This is a genomic window from Rhizobium sp. P1_B8 (assembly GCF_056406515.1).
On record NZ_JBFTZZ010000012.1, the window covers coordinates 184,013 to 202,909 of the forward strand.

Annotated in this window: 20 protein-coding genes and 1 pseudogene; 16 read left to right on the forward strand and 5 right to left on the reverse strand. The window is 60.1% G+C overall.

Translation table 11 applies throughout. The annotated features are described in order from the left end of the window. Positions 1–30 precede the first annotated feature (30 nt). Positions 31–435, forward strand: coding sequence for a winged helix-turn-helix transcriptional regulator (locus AC1D2N_RS16265; protein WP_018241335.1), 405 nt, complete (start codon positions 31–33; stop codon positions 433–435). Here AC1D2N_RS16265 and AC1D2N_RS16270 read toward each other — a convergent pair. Beyond that, entirely contained in the window at positions 394–1,638 is a 1,245-nt protein-coding gene (locus tag AC1D2N_RS16270; RefSeq protein ID WP_018241336.1) for an MFS transporter, read from the reverse strand. The two genes, AC1D2N_RS16265 and AC1D2N_RS16270, sit on opposite strands and share 42 nt — an antisense overlap. A 301-nt stretch (positions 1,639–1,939) precedes the next feature. Here AC1D2N_RS16270 and AC1D2N_RS16275 point away from each other — a divergent pair, with 301 nt between their 5' ends. Then, positions 1,940–2,884, forward strand: a complete 945-nt coding sequence (locus AC1D2N_RS16275; protein WP_018241337.1) for a diacylglycerol/lipid kinase family protein — start codon at positions 1,940–1,942, stop codon at positions 2,882–2,884. 19 nt (positions 2,885–2,903) lie between these two features. On the opposite strand, the gene AC1D2N_RS16280 is transcribed toward AC1D2N_RS16275, so the two are convergent. The 3 genes from AC1D2N_RS16280 to AC1D2N_RS16290 are packed head-to-tail and all read right to left on the reverse strand — an operon-like array spanning position 2,904 to position 5,052. Continuing rightward, positions 2,904–4,256 carry a glutamine synthetase family protein gene (locus AC1D2N_RS16280; RefSeq protein WP_018241338.1) on the reverse strand — a complete coding sequence of 451 codons (1,353 nt, stop codon included), beginning with the start codon at positions 4,254–4,256 and terminating at the stop codon, positions 2,904–2,906. 56 nt (positions 4,257–4,312) lie between these two features. Further along, complete coding sequence (locus tag AC1D2N_RS16285; RefSeq protein ID WP_165403084.1) at positions 4,313–4,483, reverse strand: hypothetical protein; 171 nt, start codon at positions 4,481–4,483, stop codon at positions 4,313–4,315. A 38-nt stretch (positions 4,484–4,521) separates the two neighbouring features. Beyond that, the gene (locus AC1D2N_RS16290; protein ID WP_018447340.1) at positions 4,522–5,052 is read right to left on the reverse strand and encodes an A24 family peptidase; all 531 of its coding nucleotides are present in this window, start codon (positions 5,050–5,052) and stop codon (positions 4,522–4,524) included. A 258-nt stretch (positions 5,053–5,310) separates the two neighbouring features. On the opposite strand from AC1D2N_RS16290, the gene AC1D2N_RS16295 reads away from it, so the two are divergent. The 14 genes and pseudogenes from AC1D2N_RS16295 (at position 5,311) to AC1D2N_RS16360 (ending at position 18,157) form a co-directional block, all read left to right on the forward strand. Next, positions 5,311–5,508, forward strand: coding sequence for a Flp family type IVb pilin (locus tag AC1D2N_RS16295; protein WP_018241340.1), 198 nt, complete (start codon positions 5,311–5,313; stop codon positions 5,506–5,508). Positions 5,509–5,606: 98 nt separating this feature from the next. Further along, positions 5,607–6,524: a Flp pilus assembly protein CpaB gene (cpaB, locus tag AC1D2N_RS16300; protein WP_047621474.1), complete on the forward strand. Its 918-nt coding sequence runs from the start codon at positions 5,607–5,609 to the stop codon at positions 6,522–6,524. Between the two features lie 55 nt (positions 6,525–6,579). Then, on the forward strand, positions 6,580–8,067 hold the full coding sequence (locus AC1D2N_RS16305) for a type II and III secretion system protein family protein (RefSeq protein WP_047621475.1): 1,488 nt from the start codon (positions 6,580–6,582) through the stop codon (positions 8,065–8,067). Further along, positions 8,051–8,356 (forward strand): hypothetical protein, encoded by a 306-nt coding sequence (locus AC1D2N_RS16310; RefSeq protein ID WP_047621631.1) that lies wholly within the window; start codon positions 8,051–8,053, stop codon positions 8,354–8,356. Before AC1D2N_RS16305 ends, AC1D2N_RS16310 begins: the two co-directional genes overlap by 17 nt. Positions 8,357–8,449: 93 nt before the next feature. After that, complete coding sequence (locus AC1D2N_RS16315; RefSeq protein ID WP_047621476.1) at positions 8,450–10,051, forward strand: TadE/TadG family type IV pilus assembly protein; 1,602 nt, start codon at positions 8,450–8,452, stop codon at positions 10,049–10,051. Then, entirely contained in the window at positions 10,048–10,527 is a 480-nt protein-coding gene (locus tag AC1D2N_RS16320) for a TadE/TadG family type IV pilus assembly protein (RefSeq protein WP_047621477.1), read from the forward strand. Before AC1D2N_RS16315 ends, AC1D2N_RS16320 begins: the two co-directional genes overlap by 4 nt. After that, on the forward strand, positions 10,521–11,144 hold the full coding sequence (locus AC1D2N_RS16325; protein WP_047621478.1) for a TadE/TadG family type IV pilus assembly protein: 624 nt from the start codon (positions 10,521–10,523) through the stop codon (positions 11,142–11,144). Before AC1D2N_RS16320 ends, AC1D2N_RS16325 begins: the two co-directional genes overlap by 7 nt. Before the next feature lie 28 nt (positions 11,145–11,172). Next, positions 11,173–12,315, forward strand: coding sequence for a P-loop NTPase family protein (locus tag AC1D2N_RS16330; protein ID WP_028734309.1), 1,143 nt, complete (start codon positions 11,173–11,175; stop codon positions 12,313–12,315). After that, positions 12,312–12,884 (forward strand): L,D-transpeptidase, encoded by a 573-nt coding sequence (locus tag AC1D2N_RS16335; protein WP_130652093.1) that lies wholly within the window; start codon positions 12,312–12,314, stop codon positions 12,882–12,884. Before AC1D2N_RS16330 ends, AC1D2N_RS16335 begins: the two co-directional genes overlap by 4 nt. 19 nt (positions 12,885–12,903) lie before the next feature. Beyond that, positions 12,904–14,352 carry a TadA family conjugal transfer-associated ATPase gene (locus AC1D2N_RS16340; RefSeq protein ID WP_130652094.1) on the forward strand — a complete coding sequence of 483 codons (1,449 nt, stop codon included), beginning with the start codon at positions 12,904–12,906 and terminating at the stop codon, positions 14,350–14,352. Further along, positions 14,349–15,244 (forward strand): annotated as a pseudogene (locus tag AC1D2N_RS16345) (type II secretion system F family protein). The gene AC1D2N_RS16340 and the pseudogene AC1D2N_RS16345 overlap by 4 nt, the downstream one beginning before the upstream one ends. A gap of 7 nt (positions 15,245–15,251) precedes the next feature. Further along, complete coding sequence (locus AC1D2N_RS16350) at positions 15,252–16,196, forward strand: type II secretion system F family protein (protein WP_477981590.1); 945 nt, start codon at positions 15,252–15,254, stop codon at positions 16,194–16,196. A 15-nt stretch (positions 16,197–16,211) separates the two neighbouring features. Continuing rightward, complete coding sequence (locus tag AC1D2N_RS16355) at positions 16,212–17,516, forward strand: ATP-binding protein (RefSeq protein ID WP_130652096.1); 1,305 nt, start codon at positions 16,212–16,214, stop codon at positions 17,514–17,516. An 80-nt stretch (positions 17,517–17,596) separates the two neighbouring features. After that, a complete protein-coding gene (locus tag AC1D2N_RS16360) occupies positions 17,597–18,157 on the forward strand; it encodes a hypothetical protein (protein ID WP_130652097.1) in 561 nt (186 codons plus the stop codon). 118 nt (positions 18,158–18,275) lie between these two features. Here AC1D2N_RS16360 and AC1D2N_RS16365 read toward each other — a convergent pair whose 3' ends face one another. Then, positions 18,276–18,797, reverse strand: coding sequence for a tetratricopeptide repeat protein (locus AC1D2N_RS16365; RefSeq protein ID WP_112906425.1), 522 nt, complete (start codon positions 18,795–18,797; stop codon positions 18,276–18,278). Positions 18,798–18,897: the final 100 nt, after the last annotated feature.

The following is an 18,897-nucleotide window of genomic DNA, read 5'->3' on the forward strand; positions in this document are numbered from 1 at the left end:
TGTACGTAGTACCCAAAAGGATACTGTAAAATGTCATTGCCGCGCGCCAAGCTCGTCAAGAATTTCCCCGGCTGCCCGGTCGAAGCGACGCTGACTTACCTCGACGGGAAGTGGAAGGGCGTCATCCTCTTTCATCTGATGGAAGGAACCCTGCGCTTCAATGAATTGCGGCGTAAGCTGCCGGCCGTGACCCAGCGCATGCTGACCAAGCAACTGCGTGAATTGGAAGAGTCCGGTCTGGTATCACGCACCGTCTATCCGGTCGTGCCGCCGAGGGTGGAATATGCAATGACGCCGCTCGGCATGACGCTGAAGCCTGTCATCCAGGCGTTGGCCGCCTGGGGTGACGATTATGTCTTCTGCAGCCCGGAGGGCCGCGAGCTGCGCCTGGCCTCAGACGGCCTGCGCGCTCCGGTCGCGGCGCTCGAGGCGTAGCGAGGCTGCAAAGACGAAGAGGCCGAGAAAGGATAGCACCGCACCGACGTAGCCGGTCGCCGCAAAACCGTAGCCCGCGGCGATGACGAGACCGCCGAGCCAGGCGCCGATCGCATTGGCGATGTTGAAGGCGGAATGGTTGGAAGCTGCCGCTAACGTCTGCGCATCGGCGGCGACATCCATCAGCCGCGTCTGCAGCGCCGGACCGGCGGCAAAACCGCAACCGACGAGGAAGACGCAAAGGCCGAGCATATAGGGGTTGGCGGCGGTCAGCGAGAAGGTGGTCAGCACGACGACATTATAGATGAGCGACCCGCCGATCGTGCCGAGCAGCGATTTGTCGGCGAGCCACGAGCCGATGAAATTGCCCGCATTCATGCCGACGCCGAAAAGGACCAGCATGATCGGAACGGCTGTTTCCGGCAGCATAGCCACCTCAGTCGTCGTCGAGGCGATATAGCTGAACATCGCGAACATGCCGCCGTAACCGACGGCGGCGATGCCGAGCGTCAGCCACACCTGCGGCCGGCGGAAGGCGCCGAGTTCGCGCAGGAAGCCAGCTTCCTCGGAAACCCTGTCCTTCGGAACGTAGAACCAGATCAGCGCCACCGTCAGCAGGCCGAGCACGCCGACCGAGAAAAACGCCACCTGCCAGTCGAGCGACTGGCCGAAGAATGTCGTCAACGGCGTGCCGAGAAGTGTCGCAACGGTCAGGCCGAGCATGACGCGGCCAACGGCACGGGCGCGGCGATGCACCGGCACCATCGAGGCGGCGACAAGGGCAGCGACGCCGAAATAGGCGCCGTGCGGCAGGCCGCTGACGAAGCGCAGCAGCGTGAAGCTTTCGAAGGTCGGCGCCATGGCGCTTGATATGTTGCCGGCGGCAAAGATCAGCATCAGCGTCAAAAGCAGGGTGCGGCGCGCCATCTTCGCGGCGAGCACGGCAATGACGGGTGCGCCGACGACGACGCCGAGCGCATAGGCGCTGATGACGTAGCCGGCTTGTGGCGTCGTGACCGAGAAGGTGTCGGCGACATTGGGCAGCAGCCCCATGATCGCGAATTCGCCGGTGCCGATGCCGAAGCCGCCGCAGGCGAGCGCCAGTTGGACCAGCGCCACGGTCATTGCCGACGGCAGCTCTTCATCCTGGCTATCAATGGAGTCCCGACTATCGACTGAAATATTGGCGGCAATCTCACTCACGAGAGCTCCTCGAGGCGGTTTCTGCTTGGCAATGGCCCCTGGCGCAGGCGCGGCCGCGAGCCGATCGGTGGAAATGGCGGGAGGTGGAGACGAGGTCTCCAATACGCCATCTATCCGTGACCTCTCGGCCGCCGTCGAGTGCATTTTTTGCAGTGCAGCGTCCTGCTATGTGCATACGTCTATTGCAATTTTTGCATTTCTGCCCTTTCTCCGGAAAGATGGCTGCGCTTGAAATCGCCGATACCGCAACCATCTCAAGGGCAAGGCAGGAGCATTTTCCGCGCCAGAGACGGGAGCTCTCATGAAGCTTGTAGGCTTTTTCAATCGCGACGGCGGTACCTTCAAGACCACCGACATGCTGGCCTATGAGAAGAGGGCGGAAGCGGCTTTCCGCGAAGCGGGACACGATTTCGACGCCATCGTCTTCTCAGGAAAGGAAATCATTCCCGCCATGGAGCGGGCGGCCAAGCGCGATGATATCGACGGTATCGTCGCCGGCGGTGGCGACGGCACGATTTCGGCAGCGGCATCGATCGCCTGGAAAAACGGAATTGCGCTCGGCGTCGTGCCCGCCGGCACGATGAACCTCTTTGCCCGCTCGCTGCGGGTGCCGCTCGATATCTGGCAGGCGCTCGATGTGCTTGCTTCCGGCGAGGTCGACAATGTCGATATCGCCAGCGCCAACGGCCGTCCCTTCATCCACCAGTTTTCCGCCGGCCTGCATGCCCGTATGGTGCGCTACCGCAACGCCTACAGCTATCGTTCCCGGCTGGGCAAGATCCGGGCAAGCACGAAGGCGGCTTTGGGTGTTATCTTCAACCCGCCGGAATTCGAGGTCGAGTTCGAGGCGGCCGGCATGCGGGAGCGCCGCAGGGTGTCGGCGATCTCGGTCTCCAACAATCCCTTCGGTGAGAATGCGCTGCTCTACGCCGATAATTTGACAAGCGGCGAACTCGGCTTCTACACGGCAAATCCGCTGAAGCCTCTGGGTGTCGCCCGACTCGCCATCGACATGCTGCGCGGCAAGGTCCGCGAGAATGCCGATGTCATGGTGCTGCACCCGGCCGAAGTGCACCTGCATTTCCCCAAACTGCGCTTCAAGGCCAATTGCGTCATGGACGGCGAGTTGCTGCCGCTCCAACGCGACGTCTCGATCCGGCTGCATCCAGGCGAATTGAAGGTTCTCGTCAAGCAGGGTCTAGCCGCCCAGGTGGACGCCAGCGAACGCCGCGAGCCGGCTGCGTAACTCGGCCGCGACAGAGGCTTCAGAACCGCGGCAGATAAGTGCAGTAGTCGAAATCCGAGACCGTGCGCAGATGCGCGAGCGCTTCCTTGCGCTTGGTGTCGCCATAGAGCGCCTGGTAACGTGGGCCGAAGATATCGGCGATGAAGGGCGAGGTGCGGAAGGTCTCGACGGCGCTGAGGAAATCATGCGTCAGTCGCGTCGTATTCACCGGCGTGTGCGAGGGCGTCGTCTCTTCGCCGGGGTCGAGTTCGCCATCGAGACCGGTGAGCATGCCGCCAAGGATTGCGGCGAGCAGCAGATAGGGATTGGCATCGGCGCCGGCGACGCGGTGTTCGATGCGTGCGGCCGGCCCATCCTTGTCGGGTATGCGGATCGCCGTGCCGCGATGACCGCTGCCCCAGGTCAGATCAACAGGCGCAAACGAGCCCGGCTGGAAGCGCCGGTAGGAATTGGCGAAGGGAGCGAAGATCAGCTGCGCCTCGCGCATGGTGTTAAGCAGGCCCGCTGTCACCGATTTGAGCCGCTTCGGCTCGCCGCCCTTGGCGTCGAGGATGTTGCGGCCTTGCCGGTCGATGATGCTCGCATGCACATGCAGGCCGGAGCCGGCATGGTCGGAATAAGGCTTGGCCATACAGGTCGATTTCAACCCGTGGCGGCGCGCCGACTGTTCGGCGATGCGCTTGAGATAGAGGCAATCATCGGCGGCTGCCAGCGCGTCAGCGCGGTGCAGCAGGTTGACCTCGAACTGGCCCGGACCGAATTCCGCCGTCGTCGCATCCGCCGGCAGTCCCTGCGCGCTCGCATAGGCCCTCAGTGTACTGAGATAGCCGTCGAGCGCATCGACGGCGCTCATGTCGTAAAGCTGGAAACCGTTCGGCTCGCCGCGATAAGTGAGGTTTTCGGGCGGGGAAGGGCGTCCGGTCTCGCGCCAGTCTCCCGACATCACATAGAATTCCAGCTCGGTCGCTACGACGGGCGTCAGTCCGCGCGAGGCATAGCGCTCCAGCACTGCGGCGAGGATGGCGCGCGGATCCATGAAGCTCGGGCTGCCGTCGAATTCGTGCATGCTGGCGAGCACCTGCATCGAGCCCTCCGGCGCCCAGGGCATCGGCGCCAGGCTGCGCCGGTCGGCAACGACCATGCCGTCGGGATCGCCGATCGTCAGCGACAGGCCGGTGATGTCGTCATTGTCGTCGCCCCAGATGTCGAGCGATTGCGTTGAGGTCGGCAGGCGGATCTCGCCGGCCCAGACCTTACCTTGTGCGTCGAGCGGAAGCTGCTTGCCGCGCAGGTCGCCGTTCATGCCGACGATCAGGACCTCGAAACGCGGTTCGCCGCCATCGGTCTTGCCGTTCATCCTGTCGCTCGCCATGACCTTGAAAATCCTCCGGGGCAAGGCCAAGCTCCTATCCCATCGATAGAGGCCTTTCAATCCGCGGGGCTCTTTTCCCAGTCATGCCCGACACTTGCCCCCCCTCCAAGCTTGCCGCGATCGACGCCGCGCACCATCTGCATCCCTTCGCGGACATCAGGAAGCTGAATGCCTATTGGCCAGAGATCGACCGCATCCGCAAGGCGCGCAACATCCTCCTTTGGCAATGGGGCTCTTGCGAGAAAGCAGCTATGTCGATGCCGGGTCAACGTAGCTGCTGTCGGATAATGGGCAAAGCCAAGGTGAGGAGCGCGGCGAAAACCATGACGACACCATAAGGTACCTTCCGGCTCGCCCGGATTTCCTCGACGCGCATGAAAAAGGCGAGATGTGCGACGGGCAGCGGCACCGGCAGCCGCAGGACCAGGAGCGTCACGACGCCGAGCACGAGGAGCAAAAACGAAAACGGCAGCATTCCGTGCCATCCGATAAAAAGGCCGATCGGCAGGAAAAGCTTGGCGTCTCCTGCGCCAAACAGCCGGAACGCCCAGAGCGCCACCCCAAGGGCGAACATCAGCAGACCGGCTCCGACGTCGCCGCCAATTCCGCTTGAAGCAAACAGCGCAGCGCCGACATCCTGTGAGCCAAGGATCACGGCGACCGTGCGCAATGCATAAAGTGCAACGAGCGCGAGCACGATCGTGTTGGGGATCTTCCATGTGCGGAAATCGGTCCAGGCGGCGTAGAGAAAAAGAAATACCGAAAGCGAACTAATAACATCGATCATTTGCGGCATGGTATTCACCCTTTTGGGCTATTATAGCCTGATTTTCAAGTTGCTCTACAGTAAATCCAGACGACTGAGTCAGTTTTTACGAATGGGCACCGGGACTTTGGTCTTAACCATAAAGTATAGATGTCGAGAGCTTGCGTATAAAACGATTGACTAAATTAGAGTTAAGAGATTATTAATGGTCCCAGTCGAAGAGGCGGTCTCGACGACAAGGCGGCCGGGGGGAATACGGCGCACAACTTATCTGGGAGGAAATTCTCGATGAAAGCCTTTGTAAATAGCGTACGCGCTTTCGCGCGGGAAGAAGACGGCGTCGCACTCACTGAATACCTCATTCTGCTTGCCTTGCTTGTTGGCGGTGTGATCACGGCCGTGACATTGGCCGGCACCAATCTGGCTACCGTTTGGAACGGCTGGGCAGGCTGGTTTACGACCAACCTGACCGCCCCGGCAGCCTGATATTGGCGTTCGAAAAAGCGAGGGGTTTTATTAACCCCTCTCTTCTAAATTAGCATCAATGAATGGATGCGCTCCGTCCAGTGTAGCGAGTAACCGCGATGCGTTCCTCAACGATTTTAAGTCTCGTTATTGCGTTTGTGCTCGCAGCAGCAGCCGTTTTCGGCATGCGCGAGTATCTCTCCGATCAGAAGGCCCTGCTGCTGGCGATGAACGGCATGAAGGCCGAGGAAAGAACACTCGTTGTCGCCGACAAGCCAATGCGCTTCGGTGACCGGATCCGATCCGAAAATCTCAGAGCCATTCCGTGGCCCTCGAATGAAACACCCGCAGGCTCGTTCGTCAGCATCGAGGCGGTCGTTGGCAGCGATGCCCAGCCGCGCTATGCCATGGCGGCGATCGACCCCGGCGAGCCGGTGCTATCCTCGAAAATCACTGGTGCCGGCGAACGCGCCACGCTGTCGGCGGCGCTCGACCAGGGCATGAAGGCGGTTTCCATCCGCGTCAACGACGTGCTCGGCGTTGCCGGCTTCGTCAGGCCTTCCGATCGCGTCGACGTGCTTCTGACACGGGTCGTGCGCGGGCCGGCGGGCAACGATCAGAGCTTGGTTGATGTGCTGCTGCAAGGCGTCAAGGTGCTGGCGGTGGACCAGACGGCAGACGAGCGCAAGGACGAGCCATCCGTCGTGAAAACCGTGACCTTTGAGGTCACGACCGATGAGGCGCAGCGCCTTACCCTCGGCTCCAGTATCGGCACGCTGTCGCTGGCGCTTCGCAATATTGCCTCTTCCTCCATCGAGCAAACCAGGCAGATCACCGTCGCCGACCTCGGTGGCGGGGCGATGGCGGCGGAGCTCGGCAATGATCTGGAAAAGAATAAGTTGCCAGAACCTGAAAAACAAGTGCAGATTGTGGAGCCAAAGGTTGAGCCGGTGTTGTCGGTCGAGCCTAAATGGGTGACAGTGGGGGTCTGGAACACGACGAAGCGCGAGGAGCACCGAGTCGGCCTGGTCCAGTGATGTTTATGCGGCCTGCCGCAGGTGCGGCCAGCCGAAGGAGGGGGCTAAAGCAGGCATGGCGAACGGTAAGAGACGAATCGCAAGGACGAAAAGCCTTGCGGCACTGGCGGCAGTGTTTTCGGCCTGTGTGTGTTTAGGGCCCGGATTTGCCGGCTGCGCCAACGCACAGGAAAAGTCGGTCACGCTCGGCAAATCGGTCCAGCGTGTGACGTTGCCTCCGAACGCGACGCTGACGCTCAATACCGGCCAGCCCTTCGGCGATCTCGTTATCGGCAGCGCCGATATGATCGACGTGGTGCCGCTCTCCGACCGGTCGCTGTTCATTCGCGGCAAGCAGATCGGCGCCACCAATATCTCGGTCTATGGCGACGACAAGTCGCTTCTCGGTGTCATCGACATCCGCGTTGCCAGCGATTTCACCGAAGTCGCCGCCGCCATTCGCTCTGCCGCGCCCTCGGCCCGGGTTACCGTGGTCAACTCCAACAATCGCATTCGCCTGACAGGCATGGTCCGTGACGGCGTTGAATTGCAGCGGGTGATGGAAGTCGCCCAGTCCTATTCCGACCAACCGGTGCTGAACCAGTTGCGCGTCAGCGACAGCCAGCAGGTGATGCTGGAGGTCCGTATCATTGAAGCCTCACGCACGACGGGTCGTGACCTCGGGATCGGTTGGTCCGGGCACGGCAACAACGGTATCGGCAAGGCAACGACCAGCCAGGGTATCACCGTGAATGATGACGGCAGCCTGGCCCGTAGCCTCCTTGACCCCAAGGGTGCGGCAACGGGTATGCTGCCCTTCGGCCAGTTGATCGCCAAGGTGCTGGAAATCTCCGGCGGCCGCATCGACGTGGTCATCAATGCGCTCGAGCAGAAGGGATTGGTGCGTCGTCTGGCTCAGCCGAACCTTATCGCCATGAGCGGCTCGACCGCCAGCTTCCATGCCGGCGGTGAAGTGCCGATCCTGAAGACGACGAACAACGGCACGACAGTCGCCACCGAGACGGACTATCGCCCCTTTGGTGTGCGGCTGACCTTCAAGCCGGTGGTGCTTGACGACGGCGTCATCAATCTGGAGATCGAGCCTGAGGTTTCCGAGCTTGATCCGTCGATCAGCGTCAACGGCAATCCGGGTTTCATCTCACGCGCTGCCAGCACGACGGTAGCGCTTCGTGACGGCCAGAGCTTTGCCATGGCGGGCCTGCTGCAGTCGATCAATGCCAAAGATATCCAGCAACTGCCGGGCCTCGGGAAGATACCGATCCTCGGCGCACTGTTCCGTTCGACGAGTTTCCAGAAGAAGGAATCCGACCTCGTTATCGTCGTCACCCCGCACATTGTGCGACCGGCCCGCCCGGGTGAGGACCTCTACAGTCCGCTCGATCAGACGCGCTCGTCCAATGACGTCGAACTTTTCGCGCTCGGTGTCTTGGAAGTCGACAAGGACATGCTCCGACGCTTTCGCAATGGCGTCGGCGTGACTGGGCCCTATGGCCATCGTCTCGACCTGAACCAGGGAGGCCAAGTTGTTGTTACAAAACGCTAAGCGCGTCCTTTTCGTCCTTGCAGCCGCCGGCCTTGCTTCCGGTTGCGCCGACTACATGAACCATCGCGACTCGATCACCTTCGGGCTCGGGAATGCTGTGGAAGCAAACAAGGCCATCCATATCGAGGACCCGTTCCCGCCGGAAGCCCAGCGAACCCGAATCGCAAGCGACGGCAAGGTGATCCGCAGGGTGGTCACGCAGTACCAGAACGGCGGGATGGGCGTTGTTCCGCCGTCGCCGGCCATGGGGGCTAATGGGGCGTCCAGTGTGGCCACCGTTAGCCAATAGCTGGCGAAAGGCATGAACGGCGGTAGCGCGCCGGAAGGGAAAATGCACGAAACAGGGTCGTCACGGCGATAGCGCCGTGATGGGGGTATGCCAATGCTGAGCAGGGTTGTCAGACGGTTCTGGAACGATCATCGTGGCTATGTTATCGCCTTGACGCTCATCGCCATGCCTATGCTTCTCGGCTTTTCGCTGCTGATCATCGACGTCGGCCGCAGCAGCAACCTGCATACCGATCTCCAGAACGCGGTCGATGCGATGGCGTTGGCCGGAGCCCGCGAACTCGATGGCCGCGATGATGCCATTTCGAGGGCGCAGACGTCGATCGAGAAAATCGCCAATAGCGCGGCTTTTTCCGGGGGCGGGGCCGGCATGTCGCTTGGCTCGCATATTACCGTGGCCTACCACGCCGGCAACGATGCCGGAAGCACTGTCACCGTGCTTTTTCTGAAGAGCATCCCGGCCAACGACGACACGCCCATCCCGTCTTCGATGCAAACGACCACGGCCAGCGAAGCGTCCTACGCCTGGGTCATCGCCAAGCCGCAGGCGATGCAGACGATCTTTCCGATCCCCGTTGGCTTCACCCGCAATACGATCAACATCGCTGCCGATGCTGTGGCCGTATACCATGCCAGCGCCTGTGACATCACGCCGCTCTTCATCTGCAATCCCTACGAGCCGGCCGGCAATACGAGCCCGGCCGCCAACGAACAGGCGGCGGCGGATCTCCACACCAACTTCGCGGCCGGCAATCTCTACGGCCGGCAGATCGAAATGAACAGCACGTCTTCGTCCAATCCCGGGCCTGGTAATTTCGGGTTCCTGCGGACACCGCTGGGCAATGGCGCAAACGTGCTGGCGGAGGCTCTCGCCACCGGCAATCCGGGAGCCTGCTATACGCAGGACAGCCTGGATACCAAGACGGGTGCCGTCGCCGGGCCTGTGGAGGCTGGCGTCAATACGCGCTTCGGCATTTATGAGGGGTCGTTCAAGGGCTCGCGCAATGACGGCCGCTATCGCCCGGCCCAGAACGTGCGCTCCGCACAAAAGCAAACGGGACAGAACGGCTGCAAGGATTACGACCCGGCAATGGTCGGCAGCGCGGTCGGTGATGTCACCAAGGCGGTGCCGTTGGGCTACGGTTCAGCCATGAGCACGCTTGGCGGCGGCAAGATCAGCAGCAGCAACAATTGGAACTACGCAAACTACTGGAGCGTCGCACAGGGCGGGACGCCGCCGTCGGTCAGCGCCATTCTCAGCAATCATTCCAGCTATCCGCCGACAGCCACCGGAACACCGAGCCGGCCCTCCGCCTACGATGTCTATCGTTACGAACTCAACACCCCGGCGCTACTCAACCATGCCTCGGCGAACGGCGAGGTCGGCAATCCGACAACAGGCGGCGGCCAGTGCTATTCGGGACCTTCCCTTTCGAACTACACGGCGGACGAGTATGGCGATCGTCGTGAGATCTTCGCCGCGATCGTCAATTGCGGCTACGAAGCATCGATCGGCCATCTGAACGGTCAGAAGCAGACGCAGGCGGTTGCCTTCGCCCGCATGTTCATGACCAAACCGGCGATCAAGGCCGGCAGCGAACGCTATCTGTCGCTCGAAGTGATCGACATCAGCGGCAAGGGTGGACGGGGCACACTCGAAGATTTCCTCCGGGAAGAAGCGGAGCTGGTCAGATGATGGCGCTCCGCAACTTTATCAGGCATCGGCTTTGCCCCGGCTTCTGGCGGCGGGAGGAAGGCGCGGTGCTTGCCGAAGCGCTGCTCGCCATCCCCTTTGTGACGCTCTTTGCGGCGGGGATACTGGAGTTTGGCAGCATCTTCTGGGAGCGTATGCAGATCGACGCAGGCTTGCGCGATGCGGGGCGCTACCTCTCGCGATGCCGGCCGGTGTCGGGAACCTATGTGCCGACATGCAATCAGGCGACTGCGAAGACGATCGCCTTTTACGGAACGCAAACACCTGCGGCAAACGCTAAACCCCGTGTCCCCGGCTGGAAGGACGCTGCCGACATTACCATCACTGCACCCGATGCAGACGGGAACATCACCATCTCAACTGCTCATCTCTACGAGACCTCGCCGGTGTTCGGCTTTCTCGGAATCGACGCCATCACGATCAGCTCATTCCATGAAGAGAGATACATCGGATGGTGACCTCTAGGGCGATCAAGACCTTCTGGCAGGATAGCAGTGGTGCCAGCCTTGTCGAAGCATTGCTGACCTTTCCGATCGTCATGCTGGTATTCGCCGCCTTCATCGAGTTCGGCTATGCCATGTCGCAGTGGAACCAGACCGTCAAGGCACTGCAATATGGTGCCCGTCTGGCGGCCGTATCCGATCCGGTGACGACGAATTTCAATGCCGTTTTCCCGATCGGAGCTGCCGATCCACTCAACAACGGCAAAGCGGCGCCGAACGATGCCACGATATCCTCGACCTGCGGGCCGGCTCTGGCGAACTGCACGGCGGCATTGAACCGGATCGTCCTGGGAAGTGACGGCCTTTGCAACGCGGGAACTGATCCTCACCCCGGCATTTGCGACCTCAATTGGCGCATCACGCCGGATAAGCTGATGGTCACCTACCAGCGATCGGGGCTCGGCTACTGGGGCCGGCCGGACGGGCCCGTGCTGACGATGCGGCTGGAGGTACGCAACATCACCTTCGATCTGCCGATCCTCGGCGGGCTGTTGGGACTTAACGACATCACCATCCCGGCCCATCCGGTGACGATCACGACGGAAGATCTAAAGACGTGCTCAACCTGCTGACTCCTTAAAGTATGCGTAGGAAAGCGAAATGACAGCTCACATGAACATTGCCGCATCCACCAAGATCCTGGTTCTCTCCGACGACGCGGCTGCAGCGAGCTTCATGCTCGATACGTTCGGGTCGCTTTCGCGTTACGATGTCCGCCATCTCTCGCTGAAGGCGCTCGGAGAAAAGGGCCGGTTCGATCCGACGCAGTTCGACCTGATCGTTCTCGACGTCGACAACGGGAAATTGCTGCACCAGCCGGAGCTCTTCGCGTTTCGCACCACCTATCGGGACATTCCGCTCGTCGTCGTTTCCGAAGAGCTGCCGGACGACATGCTGCGGCTGCTCTTCCGCCTGAACGGCAATGACTGGCTGAAGAAGCCGCTCGAGCGCCGCGCACTGATCGACATGATTTCGACCCATGCGCCAGGCACTGGGGCCAGCGACAGCCGGGTGCATGCCGTGGTCTCAGCCGTCGGTGGCGCGGGCGCCAGCATGATCGCTTCGTCGCTTGCGCATGCGCTGGCCCAGCCGACCAAGAACTCGACGCCGCGGGTTGACTTGTTCGACACGGATTTTTGCTCCGGGATGCTTGGCTATTATCTCAACCTCGTCAACGACTACGACTTAAAACCAGTCATCGCCAATCCTTCCCGGGTCGATCTGGAATTCATCGATCTGGTTCGAAAGCGTCATTCGGGCGGCTTTTCACTGCTGTCCTTCAAGCAGCCAGCAGTCCTTCTGGCACCCAAGGGCCGGGAACTCGTGCTGCGTATGCTCGACGTGGCCGCCTTCGAGAGCGACCACACGATCATCGACATTCCCTATTATGACACGCCGTGGAAATACGAGGTGCTCAGCTCGGTCAACAGCATCTGCATCGTCACCGAAATGACGGTCCCTGCGCTTTCTCAAGCCAAGGATTTGTTTGCCAATCTGGTACGGCTGCGCGGCAGCTCGGATCAGATATTCATCGTCATCAACAAATACCGCAGCAAGCTTTTCGGCCTCGGCCTGCGCCGACAACAAACGGAGAAGATCTTCAAGGAGATTCCGACGCATGTCATTGCGGATGACTGGGATACTCTGAGCGAGGCAGTCAACCGCGGCGTGCTGCCATCTCAAGTGAATTCCCGGGCGCGCTTCTGCGGCGCGGTCGGCAAACTTGGAGCACTGGTGCGATGAAGGCGATCGACAGTGGGCGCATAAGGTCCCGCGCCGCCGATGTCGGTCTTGCGGTTTTGGCAATTCTGGCCGCTGTCGGGAACGCTGCGGCAGGCGGGCTTGTGCCGCGGAGCCTTGGGCCGACGACAAGCGCCGTGGTGACGATCGAAAAAAGCTATGCGGCTGGGACAATCGTCATCGTCAGCGGCAATCGTACGCTGGATCTCGTCATCTCCGAAGGACGCGCGATCCGTTACAAAATCGGCGTCGGACGAGACGGATTTCGCTGGAGCGGTACCGTCAAGGTTGGACGCAAGGCAGAGTGGCCTGACTGGCGCCCGCCTGCCGAGATGAAGGCGCGCGCAGCCGGACTTCCGGACCTGGTACCGGCCGGACCGCTTAATCCCTTGGGTGCCCGCGGGATCTATCTCTACAAGGGCGGGACCGACACGCTCTATCGCATTCATGGAACGAACGAGCAGTCGACGGTCGGCGGTTTCGCGTCATCGGGCTGTTTTCGCATGAGCAATGCCGACGTCATCGATCTCTATGAGAGGGTGAAAGTCGGTTCCACGGTGATTGTAAAATAAGAGTTCAGGGGCGGGAAACATGGCGAACGGTATCATCGGGCGTTTCTACAAGCAGCGGGAACCGGAAAGCCGGGAACATCCGGAGGCGGCCGAACTGTCTTTGGTCGGCGCAGTTGAGAACATGCCTGCCCAACCGGCCTCCGACAGCGCCACGGCGAGTGGCGAAGAGGCTTCGTTCGGGCCGGACATGGTTTCCGAGCGGGTCAATCTGCACCGCTACCTGCTCGATCGCATCAACCTCGGGATCCTCGACACACTCGACAACGAGGAGATCGCTACCGAGATCCGGCCGTTGGTCAAGGACTATATTCGGAACAACAACTTTCCGCTGAATGCCAAGGAAATCAATGATCTGATCCGCGATATCACCGACGAGATGCTTGGGCTGGGACCGATCGAGCCGCTGCTGGCCGATGACACAATCGCAGATATTCTCATCAACGGCTACAACAGCGTCTATGTCGAGCGGAGCGGCAAGCTCGAGAGCACCGCCGTGCGGTTCAAAGACGAGGACCACCTGCTTCGGGTGATCAACAAGATCGTCTCGGCGGTTGGCCGCCGTGTCGACGAGTCAACGCCGATGGTTGACGCCCGCCTCAAGGATGGCTCGCGTGTCAACGTCGCCATCAGGCCGATCTCGGTCGACGGACCGCTCGTTTCCATTCGCAAATTCACGCGCAAGCCGCTGACAATGGAGCGCCTCGTGCAATATGGGGCTATGGCCGATGCGATGCGCGTCCTTCTCAGCGCCGCGGTCAAGGGCAAGGTGTCCATGGTCATTTCAGGCGGCACCGGTTCTGGCAAGACCACCTTGCTGAACGCTCTCTCGTCGCAGATTTCTCCAAGGGAGCGCCTGATCACCATCGAGGATGCAGCCGAGCTTCAACTGCAGCAGCCGCATGTCGGGCGTCTGGAAACCCGGCCGCCAACGCTCGACGGGCGCAACGAAATCCGTCAACGCGAACTTTTGAAAAACGCCCTGCGCATGCGTCCCGACCGCATCATCGTCGGCGAAGTACGCGGCGACGAGGCGTTCGACATGCTGCAGGCGATGAATACCGGTCACGAGGGGTCGATGACGACCATTCACGCCAACACGCCGCGCGACGCCGTCGGCCGGCTTGAGCAGATGGTCGGCATGGCAGGGATGCCGATGTCGCAGTTGAGCATTCGCTCGCAGATCTCGTCCGCCATCACCATGATCGTGCAGGTCCAGCGCCTGAGCGACGGCAGCCGCAAGATCGTCTCGATTTCCGAGATCACCGGCATGGAAGGCGAAGTCGTGCAGATGCAGGAGATTATGAAATTCAAGAAAATCGGCACCGATGAAGGTGGGCGGATCCATGGAGAGTTCCGCGCCACCGGCATCCGGCCGCGGTTCGTCGAGGAATTTGCCGAACTCGGGATCGAGATCCCTGTGGCGATTTTTGATCCCGGCAAACCGCTGCAAACGGGACCTGTCAAATGACCCTGACTCTCCTTTACGCCGCCGTTTTCACCGCCGCCCTTGTCGCTGTCGAAGCGATCATGCGCAACTACTTCAAGAGCTCCGAACGACACCGCGCCGTGAACCATCGGTTGAGCTTGCTCGAGGTCAGCGATGATCATCGCAAGACCTATAGCGATATGCTGAAGGAGCGCGGTGCCGGCGGCGGTTGGCGGCAAACCCCCATCACGCAGCGGCTGCTGCAGTTCTACGCCCAGTCGGGAATCAAGTTCGATGCCAGGCGATTTGCTCTCTTCGCGATCGCGGGCGCCCTTTTGACGTGGCTGGCCGCGGGGTTCCTCGTGCCCAGCACTCTGTTCAGGATCCCCGTCTTTCTCCTGATCTGTCTCCTCATCCCGGCGCTCGTCGTCTGGCGCGCCCCGGCAGCTTGGCCGCCGGCCACCCGCTGCCGGCGGCGATTTCTTTGGTGGCACGTGAGATGCCCGATCCGATCGGCACCGAGTTCGGCCTCCTTTCCGATGAGCTCACCTACGGCGTGACGCTGGACGATGCCCTTGTCAACTTGGCGAACCGGGTCGGCGTCGAGGATCTGAACCTGCTTGCGATATCGCTGAGCGTGCAGGCCGGAACCGGCGGAAACCTCGTGGAGATCCTGCAGAACCTTTCGAAGACGCTGCGCGACCGGTATATGCTGAAGGCAAAGGTCAAGGCGATTTCCTCGGAAGGACGCATCACGGCGATCTTCATGTCGGGCTATCCGTTCCTGCTCTACGCGATGATCAAGGCGTTGTCGCCGACCTACTTCGATCCCGTCTGGGATAGCGGCCACGGAACCATGGTGGTGAGCGTGCTGCTGGCCGTCATGGCGATCGGGAACGTCATTCTCTACAAGATGGTCAACTTCGAGTACTGAGGCAGTCATGTCGAGTGAGTATGGAATTTACCTCATCGTCTTCTTTGCAGTGCTGATATTTTCAGCAGCAGCATCGGAATTGTTTTTTCGACAGCGCGAGGTCTCGGTCCGGGTGTCGAAGAGCTCGGCGGCATCAGGCGAGGAGTTCCACCTTGGCGATACGACGATTGCCGATCTCGGCGAGGCGGAAAACCGCCTGATCCGTCGCTATTTCGAGATTGCGCGACGTGACACCAATGTGAACTCCACCCAGAACCGGCTGATCCGGGCGGGGTATTTCGCTGCCGGCGCCGTGACCACCTTCCAGGTGGTTCGCGCGGTGATTTGTATCAGCATGCTGGTCGTAGCGGTCTGGGCCTTAAACCGGTTCGCGCCTGATATGTCGCAGATAGTGACGCTGATCCTTGGCATGTTTGCTGCGGGCGCGACCTTTATTCTGGTCAACATCTATATCGACCGGCGCGGCGCCGCCAAGGAGAGGGAGTACCGCCGCCTCTTTCCCGATTTCATGGATATGCTGATCGTCTGCCTTGATGCGGGGATGAGCATCGAGGCGGCGGCGAACCGCGTTGCCCGGGAATTCGTTGCCAAGCAGCAGGACTTCGGCCTGCATCTCTCGATCATGATGCTGGAAGTGCGGGGCGGCCGGCGATTGCGCGAGGCGCTCGCCAACCTTGCCGTCCGCCTGAGGATCGACGAGGCCCGGGCCCTGTCCGTTCTGTTCCGTCAATCGGAAGAGCTCGGGACCAGCGTAACGCAGACGCTGCGGGTCTACTGCAAGGAAATGCGCGACCTGCGTATCGTGCGCGCGGAGGAAAAGGCGAACGCCCTGCCGGTCAAGATGCTGCTGCCGCTCGGCGCATTCCTTTTTCCGGTAAGCCTCGTCATCGTTCTTGTACCCGTTGTTATCCGTGTCATCAGTCTTCTCATCGGCATGAAACCCGGCGGTTGAGCCAAGTGAGGTCGTATGCAGTATTCGCTCGAACAGAATCGTAACGAGGCCATCATTACCCTCGATCCGCGTATGCCAATGGCACCGGCAAGCATAGAACAAGCCGGACTGGATCCGTCGTTCCTGCTTCGGCTGGCGTCAAAATGCGCGGCCGAGCAGGACACCACCACGGCATCTCATCTCGCTGACCGCATGAAATTGCCGAAAGTGATCGTCAATATCCTGATCAAGGAGCTCGTGAAACTCGCCTATCTCGAGGCGCGCGGCTTGGCTGGTGAGGATGTGAGATCCGATATTCGATATGCGCTTTCCATGAAGGGGTTCGAATATGCCCACGCGGCGTCGCGTCAATGCCAATATGTCGGCCCGGCGCCGGTGTCGCTGGACGCGTTCTGCCGGCAAGTCGTTTTGCAGTCCATCCATCACGAGCGCGTGACCCCGGAGCGGCTGAACGACAGCCTTGACGGGCTGGTGCTCTCGGATGCCTTGGTCGAAAAGCTCGGCCCGGCCATCAACTCCGGTCGCTCTATCCTGCTTTACGGCCCACCCGGCAACGGAAAGACGAGCATCGCCGAGCGGACGTCGCAACTGTTTCGCCAAACAATCTGGGTGCCCTATGCCATCGAGGTCGGCGGCCATGTCATCAGTTTCTATGACGAAGCAGTGCATCACCCCGTATCGGAGGCTGACACGGAATCCCATCCGAAAGCCGATCAACGATGGATCGAATGCCGCCGTCCGGTGATCAAGACGGGCGGGGAATTGACCCTCGATCAGCTCGACCTCACTTTCAACGAAGGACCGAATGTCTATGAAGCGCCCATACACTTGAAGGCGTCCGGCGGCGTTTTCATCATCGACGACTTCGGGCGTCAACAAGTGGCGCCGCAGGCGCTCATCAATCGCTGGATTGTGCCGCTCGAGCGCGGATATGACTTCCTGACGCTGCACACCGGCAAGAAGTTCAGGGTTCCCTTTGACGAACTGGTGGTGTTTTCGACGAATATCGCTCCGAAGGACCTTTCCGACGAGGCGGGCTTGCGGCGACTCAAGTATAAGATCTTTGTGAACACCCCGTCGCGCGACGAATATATCAGAATTTTCAAATCCTATGCCAGCGACGCCGGATTGGCTGTCTCTGATCCAGACCTGAGCCTGTTCTACGATCGCAAGTACAACGGCGATGTGCTGGCGTCTTGCTATCATCCGAAATATCTTCTGGATTTCGTCGGTTCTTACTGCGAGTTCAACGGGATAGCAGGAAACGCTTCGCTCGATATGCTCGAACGGGCGTGGGAAGGTGTATTTACGTCGGAATGATTGCGGGCTTGTCACTGGACACGGCGTGTTCCTGGACAATGTGTCCAACGCAGATTTGATGACTTACGGGGAGTAAACGAATGACTAGCATTCCGGGCATTGAGGTCGAAGCAGACCGCGCAATACCAAGCAATTTGCGAGTGATAGAGCAGCGGGGCTCAAAAAGCTCGCTATTCGTCGGTTTGCTGCTGATGCTCTTGCCTGTGAATGCTGGCGTTCTCGTCTATACCGCCAAAAACTCAGCCGATGTTCGCGAGAGCCGCGAGACCATCGCCGCGCTTAAGAGGTCCATCGATGGTCTGAGGGGACAAATGGAAAAGCAGTCGCGCAACATCGCGGATAATGCCAAGGCTGACGAAGTCGCACTTATCCGCCAGGGGATGGATGGGCTGCAAAAGACTATGATGAACGAACTGCGAAATGACACAAGTGGTCTTCGGATGGGTTCAGCTTTGGTCCTTAGCGCACCCGGCAAGGAGCCAGCACAATTTTTCGCACCCCGTGCCGTGCCGGCGGAAGCTCAAGCTTCGGATAGCAGCCTTGCGTCCCTCGAAGCCGGGGGCATTGCCGTCAGTGACCTGCCGCGTTACGAGCGCACACTCTCGCCGGAAGGCCAGCTCATCCTTCGGAAGGCCCGGTAAACACCGCGTTCGCCGAAATCTCCAAAGCAATCGGTGGATGCTGCCAGGGGGCGCCGATGCTCGCAATGCGCAAGGGCAATCTCATCTCGACCCAGATTGCCGATCGCTGCAGGGCCCATCACCGCTGAGCGTAATTTACGCTGTTCTTCATCAATTCGAGATTACGGGCAGTGACTTCGTTTCCGGGATCAAGCTCATAGGCTTTCAGGAAATACCGTCTGGCAGTGCGCAAGTCACCGCGTAAAAGGTGAGAATATCCGATATTGTTGTAGTAGACCGGGGTGTTGCCGATCATTCGCGAGAGTTGCTGGTAGGCGCGGTCGGACGTGTCGAAGCGGGCAACCATGTCGGCGGATGCAGCTAAGCCCAGCCAAGCGGCCGGATCCTGCGGAAAAACGTCAACTGCTCGCTTGTAAATGGCGTAAGATTTTCCGTAGTTCTTTTCCTGAAATTGCAGTTTGCCGGTGGTTATCAACTCGTCGTTCTTATAGAAGGCGACGGCTGAGTCATCCTCAAGGGTCTTTGCACTATCGCCATAAGCAGCCAGACCATCAACGCTGGATGACTGGCAACCAGCTAAAATCGCTCCAGTCGCTATCAAAAACGCAATGCATCTAGTTCCGGCTCTGATCTGCAACATTGGCAATTTAATCCCCCATCAGACATTCTTACCTGAGACTCGGATGTGTTCACCGGAAATCATCGTAAAAAAAAGCTAACAACTCAAGAATTTGAGCAAA